Genomic DNA, 21157 nt, shown 5'->3' with positions numbered 1-21157 from the left:
GCATGAGCGCCATGAAGGTCGGAGCGGTCGTCCTCACGATGGGCAATCGTCCCGAGGAGCTGCGCGAACTCCTCGACTCGGTCGCCAAGCAGGACGGCGACCCGGTCGAGGTGGTCGTCGTGGGCAATGGCTCGCCGCTACCCGCGCTCCCCGAGGGCGTACGGACCATCGAGCTGCCCGAGAACGTGGGCATCCCGGCGGGCCGCAATGTCGGCATCGAGGCGTTCGGGCCCGGCGGCTCGGACGTCGACGTACTGCTCTTCCTCGATGACGACGGGTTGCTGCCGGGCACCGACACGGCCGAGCTGTGCCGCCAGGCGTTCGCCGGTGATCCGGAGCTGGGCATCATCTCGTTCCGCATCGCCGACCCAGACACCGGCGTCACCCAGCGTCGCCATGTGCCGCGGCTGCGCGCCTCCGACCCCCTGCGGTCCTCCCGGGTGACCACCTTCCTGGGGGGAGCCAATGCGGTCCGTACCACGGTCTTCCAGCAGGTCGGAGGGTTGCCCGACGACTTCTTCTACGCGCATGAGGAGACCGATCTGGCCTGGCGGGCGCTGGACGCCGGCTGGATGATCGATTACCGGTCGGACATGGTCCTGCACCATCCGACCACCGCGCCGAGCAGGCACGCGGTCTACCACCGGATGGTGGCCCGCAACCGGGTCTGGCTGGCCCGGCGTAACCTTCCTGCGCTGCTCGTGCCCGTCTATCTGGGCGTCTGGCTGCTGCTCACGCTGGCCAGGCGTCCGTCGAAAACCGCACTTCGGGCCTGGTTCGGGGGCTTCAGGGAGGGCTGGAAGACACCGTGTGGTCCCCGCCGACCCATGAAGTGGCGTACGGTATGGCGCCTGACCCGACTGGGCCGACCTCCTGTCATCTGACAAGCTCGTATCGAAGAGCATCGGGCGCGACCCGGGGCGCGGCCCCGCTCAGCGCACCCTGAAGACGAAAGTGTCAACTGTGAGCGAGACTACGCACGACGGTGCGGTAGCCGTGAGTGCCCCGCCATCGGCCGACGACGGCCTGTCCCCGGCCGAGCTGGCGACGAAGTACGGGCTGTCGGTGAGCGGCGCCCGGGTGGGCCTCGGCGAATACATCCGCCAGATGTGGGGCCGGCGTCACTTCATCCTGGCCTTTTCGCAGGCCAAGCTCACCGCGCAGTACAGCCAGGCCAAGCTGGGCCAGCTGTGGCAGGTGGCGACGCCGCTCCTCAACGCCCTGGTGTACTACCTCATCTTCGGGTTGCTGCTGAGCACCAGCCGCGGGATGCCGCATGAGGTGTTCATTCCGTTCCTCGTGACGGGTGTCTTCGTCTTCACCTTCACGCAGAACTCGGTCCTCGCCGGTGTGAGGTCCATCTCGGGCAATCTCGGCCTGGTCAGGGCCCTGCACTTCCCGCGCGCCTCGCTGCCGATCTCGTTCTCGCTCCAGCAGCTCCAGCAGCTGCTGTTCTCGATGATCGTGCTGGTCGTCATCATGGTCGGCTTCGGCAGCTACCCCGGTCTGTCGTGGCTGCTGGTGATCCCGGTGCTGGCGCTCCAGTTCGTGTTCAACACCGGCCTCTCGCTCATCGTCGCCCGGATGGGCGCCAAGACGCCCGACCTCGCGCAGCTGATGCCGTTCATTCTGCGGACGTGGATGTACGCGTCCGGGGTGATGTTCAGCATCCCGCACATGCTGGCCGAGAAGGACGTGCCCGGGTGGGTCACCGACGTCCTTCAGTGGAACCCGGCGGCCGTCTATATGGACCTCATCCGGTACGCGCTGATCGATGGATACTCCGCGTCGAACCTGCCGGATCACGTCTGGGCCTTCGCGCTCGGCTGGGCGGTCCTGGTCGGCTCGGCGGGCTTCGTATATTTCTGGAAGGCGGAGGAGCAGTACGGCCGTGGCTGAACAGACACTCGAAACCGTCGAGCGGGCGACGCCCGCCGAGGCCCGTGTGCCCACCGTCGTCGCCGACGACGTCCATATCGTCTATCGCGTCAACGGCGGCCCCAAGGGGCGCGGCAGCGCCACCGCCGCCCTGAGCCGCATACTGCGCCGCAAGGGTTCCCCCGGTATGCGCGAGGTGCACGCCGTGCGCGGGGTCACCTTCGTGGCGTACAAGGGCGAGTCGATCGGCCTGATCGGGTCCAACGGCTCCGGTAAGTCGACCCTGCTCAAGGCCGTCGCGGGGCTGCTGCCCACCGAGCGCGGCAGCGTCTACACCGATGGCCAGCCGTCGCTGCTCGGTGTGAACGCGGCGCTGATGAACGACCTCACCGGTGAGCGGAACGTCATACTCGGCGGTTTGGCCATGGGCATGTCGCGTGAGCAGGTCCGGGAGCGTTACCAGGACATCGTGGACTTCTCGGGCATCAACGAGAAGGGTGACTTCATCACCCTGCCGATGCGCACGTACTCCTCCGGTATGGCGGCCCGGCTGCGCTTCTCCATCGCCGCGGCCAAGGACCACGATGTGCTGATGATCGACGAGGCGCTGGCCACGGGCGACAGGAAGTTCCAGAAGCGCTCCGAGGCCCGAATCCGCGAGCTCCGCCAGGAGGCCGGCACGGTCTTCCTCGTCAGCCACAACAACAAGTCCATCCGGGACACCTGCGACCGGGTGCTGTGGCTGGAGAAGGGCGAGCTGCTGATGGACGGCCCGACCGACGAGGTCATCAAGGCGTACGAGAAGGAGACCGGCAAGTAGCCGCTCCGCCAACACCAAGCCCCATAAAGCATCAGGCCCCGCCGGGCAACCCGGCGGGGCCTTTTGTCCACTAGCGGACCAGGCACCCGGATGGGGAATGGGTAGGGAAGCATGGCACGTTGGGCAGGGCGACGGGGGAATCTGCACGGGGGGCTGACGGGGTGGCCAAGAACGGGGCCGTGGGTGGAAGTAGCCATGCCGAGAGGGTGTTCCGCGTGCAGCGGGCCTTCACCCAGCTCGGCGGACGGGCCCATGGGCCCGGGGCGCTGGCCAGGGCGGCGGAGCTGGACGATTCGACCGTGTACCGGATCCTGCAGTCCGGGGTGCACCAGGGCATCTTCGTCCGCGAGGGCCGGGGGCTGTACCGGCTCGGCTCGGCGGCCCCGCAGCTCGGTCTCAAGGCGCTTGCCCACTCGCCCGCGCCGGAGGCCGCCCATGCCCTGCTGGAGGGGCTGCGCCGGGCCACCGGGGGGCTGGCCTTCCTCTATCTGCTGGCGCCGTTCGGCGGCGCCCACCGGCAGTGCGCCGATATGGCCGTGGGCGACTCCGATCTGACGGAGCTGGGGATGACGCCGCGTGCGGTGCAGACCGTCGAGCACTCGCTGCGGGTGGGCGCCGCGGGGCGGGCGATCCTGGCGTATCTCCCGGAGACCATCCAGTCGGAGGTGCTGGACCGGCCGGTGCCCGCCGAGGCCGGCCCCGGGGCCTTCCGGGACGATGTGCGGCTTCTCGCCTCGCTGGACCGGATCCGGGAGCGGGGCTACGCGCTGGGCCACGAGGAGTGCGCGGCGGGGTGGAACGAGTGCGCGGCGCCGGTCACTTGGGACGGGCTGGTGATGGGCTCGGTGCTGGTGATGAAGCCCAAGCAGGTCATGACGCGGTGCCCGGTGACCGTCATCGGGGCGGTGGAGCAGACGGCGGCGGCGCTGGCCGATCTGGGGCGTGGGCAACCCGCCGCTCCGGATGGAAATGATCCGAGAATGAAGTAAATTTAAGGTAACAGGAGTAAACGTGAAGCGCATTCCCCACGCTTCACCAGGTCTTTCTCGCGAGGCGAGAAAGGGTCGGAAATCCTTGACTCGTACGGGCGTGCGGCCGCAATAATCAAGAGGGCAATCAAGTCTGATTCTTGCACGAGCGGCGGCTCGACGCGCCGCACACTAGGGGGAAATGTCACCGTGTCCGACAGGAGCGGTCTTGCCGTCGTGCCCGATATTCCCGTGCCCAACTGGTCGCGGGAGCTGGAGCGTGTGCCGTTGTTATCGGCCAGGGAGGCCCAGGCGTTTGCGCTGCTCGGCGCCGGCTGGTCCAACCGCCGTATCGCACTGCGGCTGCAAGTGACCGAGCGCACGGTGAAGGCGCATGTGGCCTCAATACTCGCGAAACTGCAGGTGGAATCGCGGCTACAGGCCGGCCTCGTCGCCCTCAGCTACCGGCACCTGTACCAAAGTACAGTTCCCGGGAGGATCGTGGCCGGTTAGCGTTGCCGCTGTCTGTCCGTTTATCCGTAGGCCGGATATCGACGTGAGCCAATCTGTCGCACAGCAAACGCGCCGTCATAGGAAAGGTATTCATGACTGACCGTTCCGGCCCGAGCGGAATGAACCCCGTGTGGACGCTGGTGGTGTCCGGACTCACCGTCTTCATGGCCGCCTTGGACAACCTCGTCGTCATCACCGCGCTGCCCGCCATCCAGAAGGACCTGGGCACCAGCCTCCAGGACCTGGAGTGGACGGTGAACGGCTACACCCTCACCTTCTCGGTCTTCCTGATGGCCGGTGCGGCCGCCGGGGACCGGTTCGGGCGCCGCCGGGTGTTCCTGGCCGGTCTCGTCGTCTTCACCGGAGCCTCCGCCGCCGCGGCGCTGTCCGGCAGCGCGGACGCCCTGATCGCCGCCCGGGCCGTACAGGGCCTCGGGGCGGCCGTGGTCATGCCGCTGACGCTGACGCTGCTGACCGTCGCCGTCCCCGAGCGCCGGCGCGGTCTCGCGCTGGGTGTCTGGGGCGCCCTCAGCGGGCTCGCGGTCGCGCTCGGCCCGCTGATCGGCGGGGCCGTGGTGGAGAAGATCTCCTGGGAGTGGATCTTCTGGGTCAATGTGCCGATCGGCGTGCTGGTGCTGGTGCTCGGCCTGTGGAAGCTGGCCGAGTCCACCCGCCCGGACACCTCGCTCGACCCGCTGGGCACCGTGCTGGTCAGCCTCGGGGTGTTCGGCGTGGTCTACGCGCTGGTGTCCACCACCGAACACGGCTGGTCCAGCGGCCGGGTGATCGGCTTCCTGGCCGGCGGCCTCGTGGTCCTCGCGCTCTTCGTCGGCTGGGAGCTGCGCACCGCCGAACCCATGCTGCCGATGCGGCTGTTCCGCAACCGCGCGTTCAGCGCGGTCAACGCGGCCAGCCTGCTGATGTTCGCGGCCATGTTCGGACTGGTCTTCCTGCTCACCCAGTTCATGCAGAACATCCAGGGCTTCTCGCCGCTGGAGGCGGGCGTGAAGATGCTGCCGTGGACGGCGATGCCGGTCGTCGTCGCCCCGCTGGCGGCGCTGCTGACCGCCCGGTTCGGCAACCGTCTGGTGGTCGCCGCGGGCCTGCTGTTCGAGGCCGTGGGGCTGGGCTGGCTGGCGTCCGTGGTGAGCGCGGACACCGCCTACGCCGACCAGGTGCCCGGTCTGGTGCTCGGCGGAATCGGCCTCGGGCTGTTCTTCTCGCCGGTCGCGGAAATGGCGATGAGCATCGTCGCGCCGCGCGACCAGGGAATCGCCTCGGGCGCCAACAACACGTTCCGGGAGCTCGGCGGCGCACTCGGCGTCGCGGTGCTCACCTCCGTATTCACCACGCTGGGCGGATACGGCTCGCCCCAGGAATTCGTGGACGGGCTGCGGCCCGCCGCCTGGATCGGTGCCGGAATCGCCGCCCTCGGCTGTCTGGCCATTCTTACGGCACCGCGCGGCCGCACCGTACCCGGCGAAACGAAGGTGGTTTCTTCGGGAGCCGCCGAGGATTCATACACGGGAAACCTCCCGAGCCGGTCGCGCAACTAAATTCGACAGAGCGAAGACAGAGCGAAAAAGATGATCCACCGGTCCCCGGACCCCGGGTGACCGTTGGGTATGGGGGTCGCTATGTACGACGTCATTGTGGTAGGAGCGCGCATCAGCGGGGCATCGACGGCGATGCTCCTGGCAAGAGCGGGATACCGGGTCCTTCTTCTCGACCGGGCCAAATTCCCGGGCGGCAAGGGGGCCGCCACAAATCTGGTCCACCCGCCGGGAATTCTCCGGCTGAAGCGCTGGGGACTGCTGGACGAGGTGGCGGCCACCGGCTGCCCGCCCATCCACTCCTACGGTCTGCAGAGCGGCCCCGTCCGGCTGATGGCCAAGCTGCCCGCCGTCGAGGGCGTGGCCGAGGCGTACTCCCCGGAGCGCGCCAAGCTGGACGAGATCCTGCTCGAGGCCGCCGTCAAGGCAGGGGCGGAGCTGCGGGAGCAGGTCGCACTGCGCGAACTGCTGACCGACAGCCAGGGCACCGTCATCGGCGTCCGGGCCGAGACCGAGGACCGCACCCCCCTCGTCGAGCACGCCCGGCTGGTGGTGGGCGCCGACGGCTCCAACTCCACCGTCGCCCGGCTGGTGGGGGCCGAGAAGTACGACTCGCACCCGGTGCTCAACAAGAGCCACTGGTCGTACTGGGCCGATCTGCCGCACGACGGCAAGGTGCGCACCTACCGCCACCGCCATCAGCACGCCTTCACCTGGCCCACCCACGACGGCCTCACCATCGTCGGAGTGGCCCTGCCGGTGGGGGACTTCAAGGCGGCCCCCGACGAGGAGCGCGACGCCACGGTCATCGCCGCCTTCGAGGACGTCGACCCCGAGTTCGCGGCGCGGCTGCGGGAGACCCGGCGCGTCGACAAGTGGATGACCGGCGCGGTCCCCAACTTCCTGCGCCACTGCCGCGGCCCCGGCTGGGCCCTCGTCGGCGACGCGGGCTACACCCGCGACCCCATCACCGCCGCCGGTATCACCGACTCCCTGCGCGGTGCCGAACTGCTCGTGGAGGCCGTGGAGCCCGCCCTGTCCGGCGACCGTGACCTCGCCGCCGCGCTCGCCGACTACGCCCGGCGCCGCGACGCCCTGGTGGGCGGCCACTTCCGGTACACCCGCGACCACGCCGCCCTCGCCGACTACAACCGCGAGGAGCTGGAGTTCATCCGGGCGATGGCGCGCAGCCCGCACCACGGCAGCGGCATGGTCGGGATGTTCGCCACGATCGTCCCGCCCTCCGAGTTCTACTCCCCGGCCAATATCCACGCCCTCTTCGACCACATTCCGCCGGGCCCCGAGCCGGGCTGGAAGATCCGGATGGTGCGCTGGCTCGTCCGCGGCGCCCCCCGGCATCTGCCCCCGGCGACCCGGCTCGCCGACCGGCTGATCGCCGCCAACCTCGGGAGCATGGGCACCTTCCTGCTCGACTCCCCGGTCACCGGCGCCGCCTAGCCAGGCTCTCCCGCGGCACGCCCACACGGTGCGGCCGCGATCTCACAACACGGCCATCGGCCGCCCCCACAGCGCCGCGTCACCCACGCGGGTGGCGCACCTCACGCACCGTCACCACCTCACTCATGGAGGCATCGGCATGTCCAGCAATCCGTCCACAGGCGTCACGACGGCCTTCCTCTTCCCCGGACAAGGCGGCTTCGACGGCGAGGCGCTCCGCCGGGCCAAGGAGCGCCATCCCCAGATCGGCCGGGTCTTCGAGCGGCTCGACGCCGTGACCGAGGAGCTCTACGCCCGCCGCATCTCCGAGGTGCTCTTCGGCGAGCGCAAGGCCGATCTGCGCGACCTCCTCGACAACGACCCCTGGGCCTCCCAGGTCGCCATCTACGGCGCGGGCCTGGCCGCCTACGAGATCCTCGCCGCCCAGGGCGCCACCCCCGACGTGCTGGCCGGGCACAGCCTCGGCGAGATCACCGCGCTGGTGGCGGCCGGGGCCTTCTCGGTCGAGGACGGGGTCCGGATCGTCGCCCAGCGCGTCGCCGTGATCGAGCGGCAGGGCGGTGTCGACGGCCGCATGGTGGCCCTGGCGGCGAGCGCCGAGCGCACCCGCAAGCTGCTGGAGCTGGTGGACGAGCCGCTGCTGGCCGTCGCCACCGAGAACCACGACGAGCAGACCGTGGTCAGCGGCCCCGCCGGAATCCTGGACCGGGTCGTGGCGATCGCCGGACAGCTTGACGTGGGCGCCATCGAGATCGACACCCCCTTCCCCTTCCACACCCCGGCGCTCGCCCCCGCCGCCCCCGAGTTCGCCGCCTACGTACGGAAGCTGGACCAGCACCCGCTGAACCGCCCGGTCTACTCGCCGATCCTGCAGCGCTACTACGAGCCGGGCGATGTGCTCGCCGATCTGCTGGCCGAGCACTTCACCCGGCCGGTGCGGTTCGCCGCGGCCGTACGGCACTTGCGGGAGAGCGGCGCCGAGGTGTTCGTGGAAGCGGGCGGGCGCGCCGCGCTCTCCAAGCTGGTCGCCAAGGTGACCGCCGGCTCCGAGGTGCGGTCGCTGCCCACGCTGGCCCTCACCGGCGGACGGCTCGCGCTCGATGGAACCCTCGAGGCGCTGCGCGAGGCCGGTCTGGCCGCGCCCGAGCGAGGAGGGCTCGCCGAGCTGCTGGCCCCCTCGGTGCCCTCCGACGTCTTCGCGGCGTACTGGAGCGAGCACGGCCACATGGTGCTGGAGCTGGTCCGCACCGAACTGGACGCCTTCCGCAAGTCCGCCGAGGCCGGGCGACCCGAGCCCGAGCCCGCCGCCGAGCACACCGCGGAGCCCGAGCTCGCCGTCGAGGCCGCTCCCGAGCCCGCCCCGGCGGCCCCGGCGGCCTCGTCCGCGTCGGGGCCGCGGCCGGAGGAGTACGACCGCGAGCGGCTCTTCGATGAGCTGCGCACCCTCTACGCCGAGGCGCTCGAATACCCCGAGGACGTCTTCGAGGACGAGGTGCAGCTCGAGGCCGAGCTGGGAGTCGACTCCGTCAAGCAGGTCGAACTCCTGTCCAGGGTCTCCAGTCGTTACGGGCTGCCGCCGCGCGAGTCCGGCTTCCGGCTGGCCACCTACAACACCATGGGCAAGATCACCGACTTTGTGCTGCAGCAGATGAACGACCAGGGGGCCCATGCGCCCGCCTCCGCCACGGGCTGAAGCGCCCACCCCCTCGTCGCAGAAGGAGTCAGTCGTTCCATGAAAGACCTCACGGGGAAGGTGGCCCTGGTCACCGGAGGTTCCAAGGGCGTGGGAAAGGCGATCGCGCGGACCCTCGCGGCCCGCGGCGCCGATATCGTCCTCAACTACTTCCACTCGCACGACCAGGCCAAGCGCACCAGGGACGAACTGGTGGCAAGCGGCGCCCGGGTCCAGCTCGCACGGGCCTCGGTGGCCCGGCAGGAGCAGGTCGACCGGATGTTCGCCGAGATCGAGGGGCGCCACGGGCGGCTGGACATCCTGGTCAACAGCGCCGCCAACGGGGCCCTGCTGCCCCTGGCCGAGGTGACCGACGAGGACATCGCCAAGGCCATCGACACCAACTACAAGGGGGGACTGCGCTGCGCCCGGGGCGCGGCCCCGCTGATGGCGCGCACCGGGGGCGGGTCGATCGTCACCGTCTCGGCGCTCGGCGGCTCGCAGATGGTGATGGCCAACTACTCGGCCTGCGCCCCCGCCAAGGCGGCCGCCGAGGCGGCGACCCGCTATCTCGCCGTGGAGTTCGCCCCGCTCGGCATCCGGGTGAACACCGCCTCGGCCGCCATGCTCGAAAGCGATGTCGCGGACAAGTTTCCCCGGGCCCGGGAGATGCAGGAGGTGATCGCCAGGGCGACGCCCTTCGGACGGCTGGGCACCGCTGAGGAGTTCGCCGACGTCGTCGCGTTCCTGGCCTCCGACGCCTCGCGGTGGATCACCGGACAGGTGGTGCTCGCGGACGGGGGACTGACGCTGGGCGCCGCCCTCCTGTCCCCGCCCGCCACCGCCGCCGTACGGGAAGGGGCGGCACCGGAGCCCCAGCCCGCCGTGGCCCCCGAGCCCGTAAGGACCCGGGCCGCCGCAGTCACCGAGCCCGTGGACGCGCCCGGCCCCGACCTGCCCCCCGATGTCCCCGACGACGCGATCGCCGTCGTCGGCATGGGCCTGGCGGTCGCCGGGGCGAACAGCCCCGAGGAGTTCTGGAAGCTCCGTACGACCGGCGACGAGCTGTTCGTCAAGATCCCCCGGGACCGCTGGCGGCATGAGAACTTCCACGCCGTCGACACCGCCGCCGAGGACAAGGCGTACGCCGACCGCTGCGTCTTCATCACGGACTTCGAGGCCGCCCCCGGCTCCGTCGACAGCATGGCCGAGGGCACGGACGACCACGAGCTGACCACCATGTGGCTGCGCCACAGCCTGGTCCAGGCCCTGGACGGGGTGCGCCACCAGGACACCGACCGCTGCTCCTTCGTCGTCGGGTACACCCCCGACGGCAGCCAGCACCTCGAAGAGGCCGGGGTGCTGGACAGCGTCACCCGGATGACCCACGACATCCTCCGGGATCTGCCGCTGGAGGACGGCGAGCGCACCACCCTCGGCGGCGACATCGAAGCGGCCCTGGCCCGCCGCTACTGGCGCGCCGGCCAGGACCGCTCGCGCTTTCTGCCGCACCGCGTCGGCGAGCTGGCGATGCGCGGGCTACTGCCGCCCTCCACCGAGCTGCACATGGTGGACACCGCCTGCTCCTCCTCCCTGTACGCGATCGACATCGCCGCCAAGGGCCTGCTCATGGGCAAGCAGGACATCGCGGTCTGCGGTGGCGCCTTCGCGCTCGCGCCGCGCGGCACCGTGCTCTTCTCCAAGCTCCAGGGGCTCTCCAAGCGCGGTGAGGTGCACGCACTCGACGAGGACGCCGACGGGGTGATCTTCGCCGACGGCGCCGCGCTGGTCGTCCTCAAGCGGCTGAGCCGGGCGCGGGCCGACGGGGACGAGGTGCTCGGGGTGCTCCGGGCGTTCGGCTCGTCCTCCGACGGCAAGGGCAAGGCCATCTACGCGCCCAACGCCGCCGGTCAGAGCCTGGCGGTCCGGCGCGCCCTGGAGGCGGGCGAGGTCGAGGGCGGGGCGGTCAGCTGGGTCAACGCCCACGCTACCGGCACCCCGGCCGGTGACCTCGCCGAGTTCACCACGCTGCGGGAGTACTACGGCACCGCCGGACCGGCCGCGGTCACCTCCAACAAGTCCCTGATCGGCCACACCGGCTGGGCGGCGGGCGTGGTCTCGCTCATCGAGAACCTGCTGGGCCTGGCCGAGCACACCATCCCCGGTCAATTCCGCTTCTCCCGGCCCCGTGAGGACTTCCGGCTCGCCGAGACCGGACTGGAGATCACCCCCGAGCACAAGGAGTGGCCGGGGAAGCCGGAGGGCCCGCGGCTGGCCGCGGTGTCCGGTTTCGGCTTCGGCGGCACCAACGCCCATCTGATCGTCTCCGAGCACCGGCCGCGCCCGGCCGCCGCGAACGCCACCGCCACCGACCGGGCCCCCGCGACCGTCACCAAGGTCCCCGACCCCGGCAGCCGGGTGGCGATCGTCGGCTGGTCGGCCCATCTGCCGGGGCTGGAGGGCCGCGAGGAGGTCACCCGCTGGCTGGGCGGCGGTCCGCGCCCCCGCGACAGCTTCGGCCAGGAGTACCCGGCGCCGCCGTTCAACAAGGTCCGGCTGCCTCCCAAGACCATCCGCGCCCTGGACCGCTGCCAGCTGATGATCGTGGAGTGCGCCCATCAACTCCGCGACCAGATGCCGGACTTCTGGCAGGAGCAAGCGCTCAAGACCGGGGTGTTCGTCGGCCATATGGGCCCGACCCGCGCCGCAATGCTCTACGCCAACCGCTGCTATCTCGACGACATCGCCGAGGCGCTCGGCGAGCTGGGCTCCGATGCCCTGCCCGGTGTTCTGGAGCGGCTCGGCGACCGCGTACGCGACATGATCCCGGCCTCCAACGAGGACTCCTTCCCCGGCCAGATGCCCAACATCATCTCGGCCCGGGTGGCGAACTACTTCGACCTCAACGGCCCGAACATGACGATGGACTCCGGCTTCGCCTCCGCCGTCTCCTCCATCACCTCCGCGGGCCGCTATCTGCGCACCGGGGAGCTCGACTTCGCGCTCGCGGGCGGGATCAACGGCAACAGCCTCCCGGAGTACCGGACGCTGATCGGCGGGCTGCTGCCGCCGGAGGCCGAGGAACTCGCCGAGGGCGCCTTCCTGTTCGCCCTGACCACCGAGGAGCGGGCCCGCGCCGCGGGGCTCGAGGTGCTCGCGTACGTGGACGAGCCGCTCGGCGCCGTCGAGGCGGGGCGCGGCGAGGCCGCCCCGGACGAGATCCTGCTGTGCGGCGCGCCCGCCCCCGAGCACGCCCGCTATCTGGGTGCGGCCGGCGGTCTCGCCGTCCTCAAGGCGCTGCACCGGCCCTCGGGGTGTGTGGAGATCGCCACCGACGAGAGCGAGGGCGCCGCCGGGGCCCGGCTCCGGCTGACCATCCCGGGGACCGGTGAGGACGCCGGATCCGGCCCTGCCGAGGCGGCCCCGGCCGCGCTGCCCGCCGCGTTCGCCACCGACGGACGGCTCGCGGACGGCACTCCCGTACGGGTCCGCCGCCAGGTACCCGTCCTGACCGAGCTGCCCGCGCGCACCGTGCGCGAGCGCACCCCGTTCCTCCCCGCGGGCGCGGTGGTGCTCACCGACGCGCCCGAGCTGCTCGCCGGTGCCGCGCCGCCGGAGGCGGACCTCACCGTCCTGTCCACGGCGCCGCTCGGGGCCCCGCGCCCCGGCTGGCACCATCTGCCCGACGTCACCGAGGAGTCGGTCCGCGGGGCCCTGGCCGGCGCGGGCCCCGGAGCCACCCACCTCAGGGTGGTCGCCGACCTCGGCCAGGCGCCCACGGACGGCCCCGCGCCCAGCCTCACCGCCCTGCACGACGCCGCCTACCTGACGCTCCAGCACGCCTACGACGACCTGGCCGACCCCGGCTCCTCGGCCGTGGCGCTGCTGCTGGGCGCCGCGCCCGGCGGCGCCCCGCATCCGTACACCGGGCTCTTCACCGGGCTGTGGAAGACCGCGGCCCTGGAGCGCGACGCCTGCCTCGCCTTCACGCTGTGCACCTCCGCCACCGACCTCACCGAGGCGATGGCCCGGGCCGAGGAGGAGAGCGCGAACGAGCGGGTCTTCCCCGCGGTGTTCGACATCGATGGCGTGCGGAGGAGCTACCTGCTCTCCGACGAGCCGGGCGCCCCGGGCGAGGGGGCACGGGCCGCTCTCGGCCCGGACTCCGTCGTGGTGGTCGCCGGAGGCGCCCGGGGCATCACCGCCGAGGTGGTCAAGGCGGTCGCCGAGCACTTCCGGCCCCGGATCTACGTCCTCGGCAGCAACTCCCTGGACGACTGGCCGCCGGAGACCTATGAGGGCACCGACGAGGAGTTCGCCGCCCGCCGCGCCGGCTACATCAAGACGGAGATCGCCCGGCGCGACGGCCGCACCGTCGCCGACATCAACCGCGACTTCGACCGCATGGTCAACGCCCGCTGGGCGCGCCGGAACCTGGACGAGATGGCCGCCCACAGCGGGGCCGGCCGGGTCAGCTACCTCGCCTGCGACATGCGCGACGGCGACGCGGTGGACGGGGCGATCGGCCAAGTTCTGGCCGAGCAGGGGCGGATCGACCTGCTGGTCAACGCCGCCGGGCTGCAGCGCTCGGGGCTGATCAAGGACAAGAGCTTCGCCGAGTTCACCGCCATCCGCGATCTGAAGCTGGACTCCTATCTCCACCTCAAGCGCGCCCTGCGCACCGAGCCGCCCCGGCTGTGGTGCAACTTCGGCTCGCTGCTGGGGTACTTCGGACAGCTGGGGGAGGCCGACTACGCCGCGGCCAACGACTTCCTGGCCGCCGCCGCGACCCACACCCGGGCCACCGATCCGCGGACGGACGAGTTCACCATCGGCTGGACGCTGTGGGAAGGCGTCGGCATGGGCGCCAACGAGCTGACCAAGGCGTACTACGAACGCGCCGGGTCGTACAGCAACATGGCCATCGCCGAGGGCATCCACCACTTCGTCCAGGAGCTGCACGCCCCCGTGCGGCGCCCCTCCGTCGTCCACCTCGGCGACGCCGAGCGCGCCACCGTGGAGCGCTTCTACCCCGGCTATCTGGCCACCACGGGCCAGGCGGAGCGGCCCGCGTTCTTCCTGCGCCGGCTGCTGGAGTCCGATGAGCGGTCCGTGGTCTACGAGTGCGCCTTCGACCTGGAGACCGACGGCTATCTCGAACACCACACGGTGCGCGGCGAGGCCACCCTGCCCGGCACCTTCGTCACCGAACTGGCCGCCGAGGCCGCCCGCGCCCTGGTCCCCGGCAAGCGGGTGATCGCCTTCGAGGACCTGCGCTTCGAGCACTTCCTGCGGGTCTACCGCGACCTCCCGGCAGGTCCGAGGCGCATCCGCGCCGAGCTGGTCGACAGCCCCGGCGAGGTGACCGTCGTCCAGGTGCGGATCACCGAGGACGTGGTGGCGCCCAGCGGAGTGGTCCTGGTCAAGGACCGGGTCCACTTCGTGGCCCGGGTGCTGCTGGACACCGAGGCGCCCACCGCGCCGCGCTGGGAGGAGTGGCCGGCGGGGGAGGAGACCCCGGTGCCCGACCCGTACCATCAGCCCGGCTCCCCGGTGCGGCTGACCGGCCCCTTCGTCTCCACCACCGACACCCGGATCCACCCCCGCGGCAAGCGCGCCCGCTACGCGCCCGACATCCCGGCCGGCGACCCGGTGTGGTCCCAATTCACCGTGCCGTCCATCCTGCTCGACGGGCTGGCCCGGGTGGGGGTGCTGGACCTGGTCGACGGGCATCTGGTGCCGGTGGCAGCGCCGCTGTCGATCCGCCGGATCGATCTGTACCAGGAGATCAGCGACCACGATCTGGCCGCCTCCGGGGAGGCCGTCGACCTCTTCGTCACCCCGCCCGGCTTCGATCTGACGGCCGACGCCATCAGCAACCGCTTCGTCGCCGTGCGGCCCGACGGCCGGATGCTCCTGCAGATGAAGGACATGCGGGCCACCCTCATCGGCTACATCGACGCCGAGACCGGCGAGGCCGTCCCCGTCGAACAGGCAGCAGCGGGGGAGGACCGGACATGACCGTGGCCGAGGAAGCGCCGGTCCAGCCGGTGACCCGGATGGTATGGCGGCTCACCGAGCTGCCGCGCCCCGCCGGGCCGCACCCCCGGCTCGCCGGGACGCGGGTGCTGCTGATCGGCGGCGAGGAGGACATCGCCGCCGGTGTGGAGCGCGAACTGAAGGAACACGGCGCGCTGGTGCGCCGGGAGCCGGACGGCCCCGGCCCCGTGGACGCCATCGTCGACCTCACCGTGGGCCGGGCCCACGACCCGGACCCCGCCGCCTTCGCCGGGGCCTGGCGGGAGGCGCTGACCGAGACCGTGACCGCGCTGCGCGGCGTATACGACGACTGGGCGGCGGAGACCACCGCGGACCGGCTGTTCTATCTCGCCGTCAGCTACCTCGGCGGCGGGATGGGCCAGCATCCGCGGGACGGTCTGGAGCAGCCCCTGGGCGGCATCTGGGCGGGGCTCGCCAAGACCCTGCACCGGGAGTTCCCCAACGTGAACGCCCGCGTCGTCGACATCGACCTGGCCGCCTCCGCCGACCTGCCCGGCATCGTCGCCGCCGAACTCGGCCGCACCGGCGAGATCGAGGTCGGCCACCGGGACGGCCGCCGGTTCACCCTCACCCCCGAGGACCGGCCCGTGGCCGCGCCCGCCCTCACCCTCGGTCCCGAGGACACCGTGCTGATCTCCGGCGGCGGCCGGGGCATCGGCTGGGAGCTGGCCCGCTCGCTGGCCGCCCGGCACGGCGTACGGGTCGTGGTCACCGGCCGGGAGCCGTTCCCGAGCGGGGACGAGCCCTGGTTCGGCGTGGACGAGGCCGGGTGGAAGCGGTACGAGAAGGAGGTCTGGGCGGGCCGCGCGAAGGGCGAGTCGCCCGCGAAGACCCGGGCCCGGCTCGCCCGCACCCGCCGGCTGTGGGAGCTCGCCACCCATTTGACCCGCGCCCGGCGGGAGGGGCTGCGCATCGCGTACGCGCGCTGCGACTTCACCGACCGCGCCCAGGTGCGCCAGCTCATCCGGCGCGAGGACGCGCAGGAGGGCGGCAGGCTCGCCGGAGTGGTGCACAACGCCGGAGTGGACACCTCCGCCCGGCTGCCGAAGAAGACCGACGAGGAGATCCTGCGCACCGTCGAGGTCAAGATCGAGGGCTTCCTCAACGTCTTCGAGGAGGTGCGCGACCGCGACCTGAAGTTCTTCTGCAGCGTCGGCTCCCTCACCGGACGCCTCGGCGGCATGGTCGGCCAGCTCGAATACGCCGCGGCCAACGACGGGCTGGCCCGGCTCGGCCAGTGGGCCGCCCGCCGGGCCGCGTTCCCCGTGATGACCCTCGCCTGGCCCACCTGGGACCGCATCGGGCTGATCGCCAACTTCGCCGCCACCCTGCGCTACATGGCCGCGATCGACGTGGCGGACGGGCTGGAGCGCTGGCGGGCCGAACTGCTGGGGGCCTCCGAGGGCGAGGTCACCTTCGTCGGACCGCTGGGCCAGGCCATCGACCCGGGCCAGGCCATCGGCTATCCGGTGGTGCCCGCGCTGCCCGGTTTCGCCACCGCCTATCCGAAGATCTTTCACCTCGGCGAGGTGACCGCCTACCAGCCGCACGCCGATATGACGGCACGCGTCGTCCTCGACCCCGGACACACCCCCGCGCTCGGCGACTTCCGCATCGACGGCGCCCCCGCGCTGCCGCCCTCCCTCCTGCTGGAGAACGCCCTGCGGGCCGCCGAATGGATCGTCCCGGAGGACTTCCCGGCGCTCACGGCCGGTCTCCTGGAGGAGATCGTGGTGCCGCTGTCGCTGCTGCGCCTGGACGGCCCCGCGATCCGGCTGGTCCGTGAGACCCGCGGCTTCCACGAGGGGCACAACTGGATCGTCGAGGTCCGCTACCGCCGGGAGGGGGCCGGGGACAGCGCCGAGGCGAGCCTGCGCATCGTCCACGAGACCGGCGCGCCCCGCCCGCCCGCCCCGCCGAGCCCCACCGTCCAGCAGACCACCACCCTCCGCTCCGGGCCGCCGTTCCTGCACTGGCGCGGCGCCGTGGTGCCGCTCTGCGCATGGGGGGTGGAGCCGGAGGGCCGGCTGGTGGCCGAGGTCCCGCGATGCCTGCCGGCCGACCTGTGGGCGACACCCCTCGTGCCCGGGACGGCCCTTCCGGTCGCCGCGCTGGAGAACGTGGTGCGGCGGTGCACCACCCAGGGCGACGGGCTCTCGGTCACCGCGGACCCACTGATCCTCGGCCGCATCACACCGCACTCCGCCGAGCGCGGCCCCACCCGCGTCGAGGGCGATCCCTCGCTCGGCGTCTGGCGGATCACCGACGCAGACTCCGGAGACCCCGTGGCGACCGTCTCGGGACTCTCCGGCCCGCTGGGAAACACGACGGAATAGAAAGGGAACCCCATGTCCACTCCCGAACAGAACAAGGCCGTCCTCGAGCGCTACTACGAGCAGTGCCTCAACAAGGGCAATCTGGACGTCATCTACGAGGGCGCCACCGAGGACCACATCAGCCACGGCACCGCCGAGAACGGCAAGGAAGGCGTGGAGCACCTGAAGGAGTGGGTGCGGCTGCAGCGCGCCTCCTTCCCCGACCTCCAGGTCACCGTGAACGACTGGATCCTGGACGGGAACAAGGTCGTCAGCCGGTTCACCGCACGCGGCACCCACACCGGCGACCCCTACGCGGGCATCATCCCGGCGCAGGGCCGCGCGCTGGAGATCCCCGGCATCGTCATCGACGAGTTCAACGACGAGGGCAAGATCGTGGAGAGCTGGTTCTCCATGGACAGCTACGACCTCGCCACCCAGCTCGGGGCGTTCGACGCGCCCCCCGCGTGACCGGCCGCTCGCCGGCCCCGGGCGCCGGGGCCGGCCTCCCGGTCCTCATCACCGGCTGCTCCTCCGGCATCGGCCGCGCGTGCGCGCTGCGGCTGCACCGGGCCGGGCATGCCGTATACGCCACCGCGCGGCGGCCCGAGACGCTGGATGAGCTCGCGGCGCTCGGCATCCGCACTCTGGCGCTGGACGTCACCGACGAGGAGTCCATGGCCACCGCGGTCGCCAAGGTCGAGGCGGAGCACGGCGCGGTCGGGGCGCTGGTCAACAGCGCCGGCTACGCCATGTCGGGCTGTATCGAGGAAGCCTCCATGGCCGAGGTGCGCGAGCAGTTCGAGACCAATGTGTACGGACTGGTCCGGCTCAGCCAGCTGGTGCTGCCCGCGATGCGCGCCCACGGCGGCGGCACCATCGTCAACATCTCCTCCATCTTCGGCCGTTACGCCGTCCCCGGCTCGGGCTTCTACAACGCCACCAAGCACGCCGTGGAGGCGCTCAGCGATTCCCTGCGGAACGAGGTGGCCGACTTCGGGGTGCGGGTCGTCCTCGTCGAGCCGGGCCCGGTGCGCACCACCCGCTTCGGCGCCACCTACGTCGCCAATCTGCGACCGGTGAGCCGGACGTACGAGACCTTCCGCCGGGAGAGCGCCGAGTACTTCGAGGCGATCTACACCGGCAGCCGCCGGACCCTGGCGGGCACCTTCGCGATCCAGTCCGACGACGTGGCCCGGCGGGTGGCGAAGGTGGTGGCGAAGGGCGCCCGCGGCTCCCGGCCGCGCGCCCGCTACCCCGTCGGGCTCCTCGCCCACAGCACGATCGCCCTGCGGCGCCTCGCGCCCGACGCCCTTTTCGACCATCTCTTCGTGCGCCGCCTCTTTCCGGTGCCCCGCGGGCCGCGGCCGCGAAAGCAAGGAGACCACCGATGACCACAGCGACCTCCGCACCGCGCCTGGCACCCGGCCCCAAGGGCGTCCCGCTGATGGGCAGTCTGGGCCCCTGGAAGCGGAACACCGCCGAATTCCTCCTCGGTCTGCAGCGCGACCACGGCGAGATCGTCCGGATGCGGCTCGGCCCCTTCCTGGTGCACCAGGTGACCAAGCCCGAGGCGGTGCGCCGGGTGCTGGTGGAGAACAACGGCAACTATGTCCGCGGCCCGCTCTACGAGCAGTTCGGCGTGGTCATGGGCAAGGGACTGCTCACCACCGACGGCGAGTTCTGGCGCGCCCACCGGCGGGCGGTGCAGCCGGTCTTCCTCAAGAACGCCATCACCGACATCATCCCCAACATCATCCGGGCCACCGAGGAGATGCTGGAGACCTGGGAGGCAAAGGCCGCCGCCGGTGAGCCGGTCGACCTGATGACCGACATGCTGCGGCTGACCCTGGTCACCCTCAGCCGCTCGCTGTTCGCCTACGACATCAGGCCGGACTCGGCCATGCTCAAGACGATCGTGGACGATGTGGTGGAGGTGATGTTCCGGCGCGGCACCGCCACCGAGATGCTGCCCTCGTGGGTGCCGACGGACCGTCAGCGCAAGATCCTCAGGATCCACCGGGTCTTCGACCGCATCGTGGCCGATGTGCGCCGGAGCTACGCGGAGACGGGGGAGGGGCCGCTGATCGCGCTGATGGAGCAGGCCACCGACCCGGCCACCGGTGAGCCCTGGACCGATCAGCAGATCAAGGACGAGCTGCTCACCGTCTATCTGGCCGGCCATGAGACCACGGCCGTCTCCCTGTGCTGGACGCTGCTGTCGATCGCCGGCCACCCCGGGGTCCAGGAGGAACTGGACGCCGAGATCGCCACGGTGCTCGGGGGCGGGCTGCCGGACGCGGCGAGCGCCGAGTCGCTCACGTACACCAAGATGGTCGTCGACGAGAGCCTGCGGATGCACCCGCCCATCTGGATCTTCCCCCGGGCGGCGGTGGGCGCGGACACCCTCGGCGGCTATGACATCGAACCGGGCTCCTCGGTGCTGCTGTCCCCGCTGGTCTCCCACCACAACCCGCGCCACTGGGACAACCCACTGGCCTTCGACCCGTACCGGTTCACCCCGCAGGCCATCAAGGAGCGGCCGCGGATGGCGTATCTCCCGTTCGGCTCGGGGCCCCGGCAGTGCGTCGGCAACTTCATGGCGCTGCTGGAGCTGCGCATCATCGTGGCCATGGTGAACCAGCGCTTCCGGATCAGCCGGATCCCGGGGACCGAGCTGAGGTACGGGTCGCCGGTGATCTCGCTGCGGCCGCTGCAGAACGTGATGGTGACGGTGACCCCGCGCGAGCGGAGCACCGCCGAGCCCCGCCCGTCCCGGCGGACCGCCCCCGCCGGACCCGCCGCCTGCCCCCACCACCCGTAGGCCCGGCCGTCACCCGGATCCGGTCCGACCCACCCGTTGGTGGCCGAACCGGTCCTTTCCCGTCTTCCGGATGGCTGTACGGGTGGTAAAAAATCCGTAAACGCCTCGGGGGAGGGCGAGTTGGGAAGCGCGCCGCTATGGGCGATCGGCAGCCACCGTGTGCTCCGCGGCCGTCGGGGAGAAGGCGGCGGGCGCGCGCAACGCGGTGATCATGGGCGGGAGTGCCCCTTCCACCGCGGTCCGAAGGCGTAAGCGGAAGCTGAGTTCCGGGCCGGGAGCGACCCCGTCGCCTTCCCTGATTTCGCGCGGACGATCTCGCCCGGGATACCGCGTCATGGGCTCTCACGGAGTGAACCGCTGATCGAATGCGAACCGAACAGACGCGGTAAAGAAGGCGTCCCCACCAGAGGCGGGGAGCCATGGCGGGAGATCGTTATCGACGAGGCGCGGGCGCTTTTCGGGGAAAGCGCGTCTCGTCGTGATGTTGACGAGAAAACAGGCGAGGCGCGGGAGGATCCGAGGGGCGGGGTCCGTGGGAACCGCCCGGTCCGGGCTTCTCGGAGCCGACCTGGCCTCATCGCGAAAGCGCGCGGCCCGACTGCCCGGATATGGGAGACAAGGGCGGTATCGCTCTTGAGGTAACCACCCTTGCTTCGGCCGCATCCTATTCGTATGGGCCGGACGGCGTGAGTGGATCGGCTCCTGGCGAACCGCGTGGCCGCGATCCCGTGTCACGGCGACATCCTCCGGCTGAGCCGCGGAAACCCCGGGACGGCCGAACGCCCGGGCGCCGCCGACCGGAATGCCGCGACCCGTTTTCCCCCGGCGTTCGGCGCTCTCCCGGCGGGCCGAAGTGGAAATCCACGGTGCCGACCGGTCGGTTTTCTCTCCGCTCCTGGTGGAACGGGTGGGGCGGGCCGTTTCCCCGCACCGGCCGAGGCGGGCGAGAACTCAATCTCACCTCCGCTAAGCGCGTTTACCGCGGGGCGGCGCCGAGTGCGCCGATCGGTGATTCTCCGGCCGTTGCGAGAGTACTCAGGCGCCTTCTTCCCGAATGAATGTCCGACGTATGTACGGACGCTCCCCCGCGTCGTCC

Annotated in this window: 13 protein-coding genes; all 13 read left to right on the top strand. The window is 71.3% G+C overall.

All coding sequences use genetic code 11. The annotated features are described in order from the left end of the window. Window positions 1-11: 11 nt before the first annotated feature. The 13 genes from ACFYOY_RS43300 (at window position 12) to ACFYOY_RS43240 (ending at window position 20061) form a co-directional block, all read left to right on the top strand. Entirely contained in the window at window positions 12-884 is an 873-nt protein-coding gene (locus tag ACFYOY_RS43300) for a glycosyltransferase (RefSeq protein ID WP_351900815.1), read from the top strand. Window positions 885-963: 79 nt separating this feature from the next. Continuing rightward, window positions 964-1899 (top strand): ABC transporter permease, encoded by a 936-nt coding sequence (locus ACFYOY_RS43295; protein ID WP_351900771.1) that lies wholly within the window; start codon window positions 964-966, stop codon window positions 1897-1899. Then, window positions 1892-2698 carry an ABC transporter ATP-binding protein gene (locus ACFYOY_RS43290; RefSeq protein WP_093465944.1) on the top strand — a complete coding sequence of 269 codons (807 nt, stop codon included), beginning with the start codon at window positions 1892-1894 and terminating at the stop codon, window positions 2696-2698. The genes ACFYOY_RS43295 and ACFYOY_RS43290 overlap by 8 nt, the downstream gene beginning before the upstream one ends. Window positions 2699-2913: 215 nt before the next feature. Beyond that, on the top strand, window positions 2914-3687 hold the full coding sequence (locus tag ACFYOY_RS43285; RefSeq protein ID WP_388593294.1) for an IclR family transcriptional regulator: 774 nt from the start codon (window positions 2914-2916) through the stop codon (window positions 3685-3687). A 189-nt stretch (window positions 3688-3876) separates the two neighbouring features. Continuing rightward, a complete protein-coding gene (locus ACFYOY_RS43280) occupies window positions 3877-4179 on the top strand; it encodes a response regulator transcription factor (RefSeq protein WP_388593291.1) in 303 nt (100 codons plus the stop codon). Between the two features lie 92 nt (window positions 4180-4271). Continuing rightward, window positions 4272-5735: an MFS transporter gene (locus tag ACFYOY_RS43275; protein WP_351900777.1), complete on the top strand. Its 1464-nt coding sequence runs from the start codon at window positions 4272-4274 to the stop codon at window positions 5733-5735. An 81-nt stretch (window positions 5736-5816) separates the two neighbouring features. After that, window positions 5817-7190, top strand: coding sequence for an NAD(P)/FAD-dependent oxidoreductase (locus ACFYOY_RS43270; RefSeq protein WP_388593288.1), 1374 nt, complete (start codon window positions 5817-5819; stop codon window positions 7188-7190). 139 nt (window positions 7191-7329) lie between these two features. Beyond that, window positions 7330-8883: an acyltransferase domain-containing protein gene (locus ACFYOY_RS43265; RefSeq protein WP_351900781.1), complete on the top strand. Its 1554-nt coding sequence runs from the start codon at window positions 7330-7332 to the stop codon at window positions 8881-8883. 39 nt (window positions 8884-8922) lie between these two features. Further along, window positions 8923-14883, top strand: coding sequence for an SDR family oxidoreductase (locus ACFYOY_RS43260; RefSeq protein WP_388593285.1), 5961 nt, complete (start codon window positions 8923-8925; stop codon window positions 14881-14883). Next, a complete protein-coding gene (locus tag ACFYOY_RS43255; protein WP_351900785.1) occupies window positions 14880-17258 on the top strand; it encodes an SDR family NAD(P)-dependent oxidoreductase in 2379 nt (792 codons plus the stop codon). Before ACFYOY_RS43260 ends, ACFYOY_RS43255 begins: the two co-directional genes overlap by 4 nt. 12 nt (window positions 17259-17270) lie before the next feature. After that, window positions 17271-17708, top strand: a complete 438-nt coding sequence (locus ACFYOY_RS43250; RefSeq protein WP_093465960.1) for an ester cyclase — start codon at window positions 17271-17273, stop codon at window positions 17706-17708. Next, entirely contained in the window at window positions 17705-18631 is a 927-nt protein-coding gene (locus ACFYOY_RS43245) for an SDR family NAD(P)-dependent oxidoreductase (RefSeq protein WP_351900787.1), read from the top strand. The genes ACFYOY_RS43250 and ACFYOY_RS43245 overlap by 4 nt, the downstream gene beginning before the upstream one ends. Further along, window positions 18628-20061, top strand: coding sequence for a cytochrome P450 (locus ACFYOY_RS43240; RefSeq protein ID WP_351900789.1), 1434 nt, complete (start codon window positions 18628-18630; stop codon window positions 20059-20061). Before ACFYOY_RS43245 ends, ACFYOY_RS43240 begins: the two co-directional genes overlap by 4 nt. Window positions 20062-21157: the final 1096 nt, after the last annotated feature.

Origin of the sequence: Streptomyces sp. NPDC007875 (assembly GCF_042868035.1) — a bacterium.
GTDB classification, from domain to species: domain Bacteria; phylum Actinomycetota; class Actinomycetes; order Streptomycetales; family Streptomycetaceae; genus Streptomyces; species Streptomyces antimycoticus.
The sequence above is the reverse complement of the archived record's forward strand: the minus strand, read 5'-3'. Positions and strand labels throughout refer to the sequence as shown.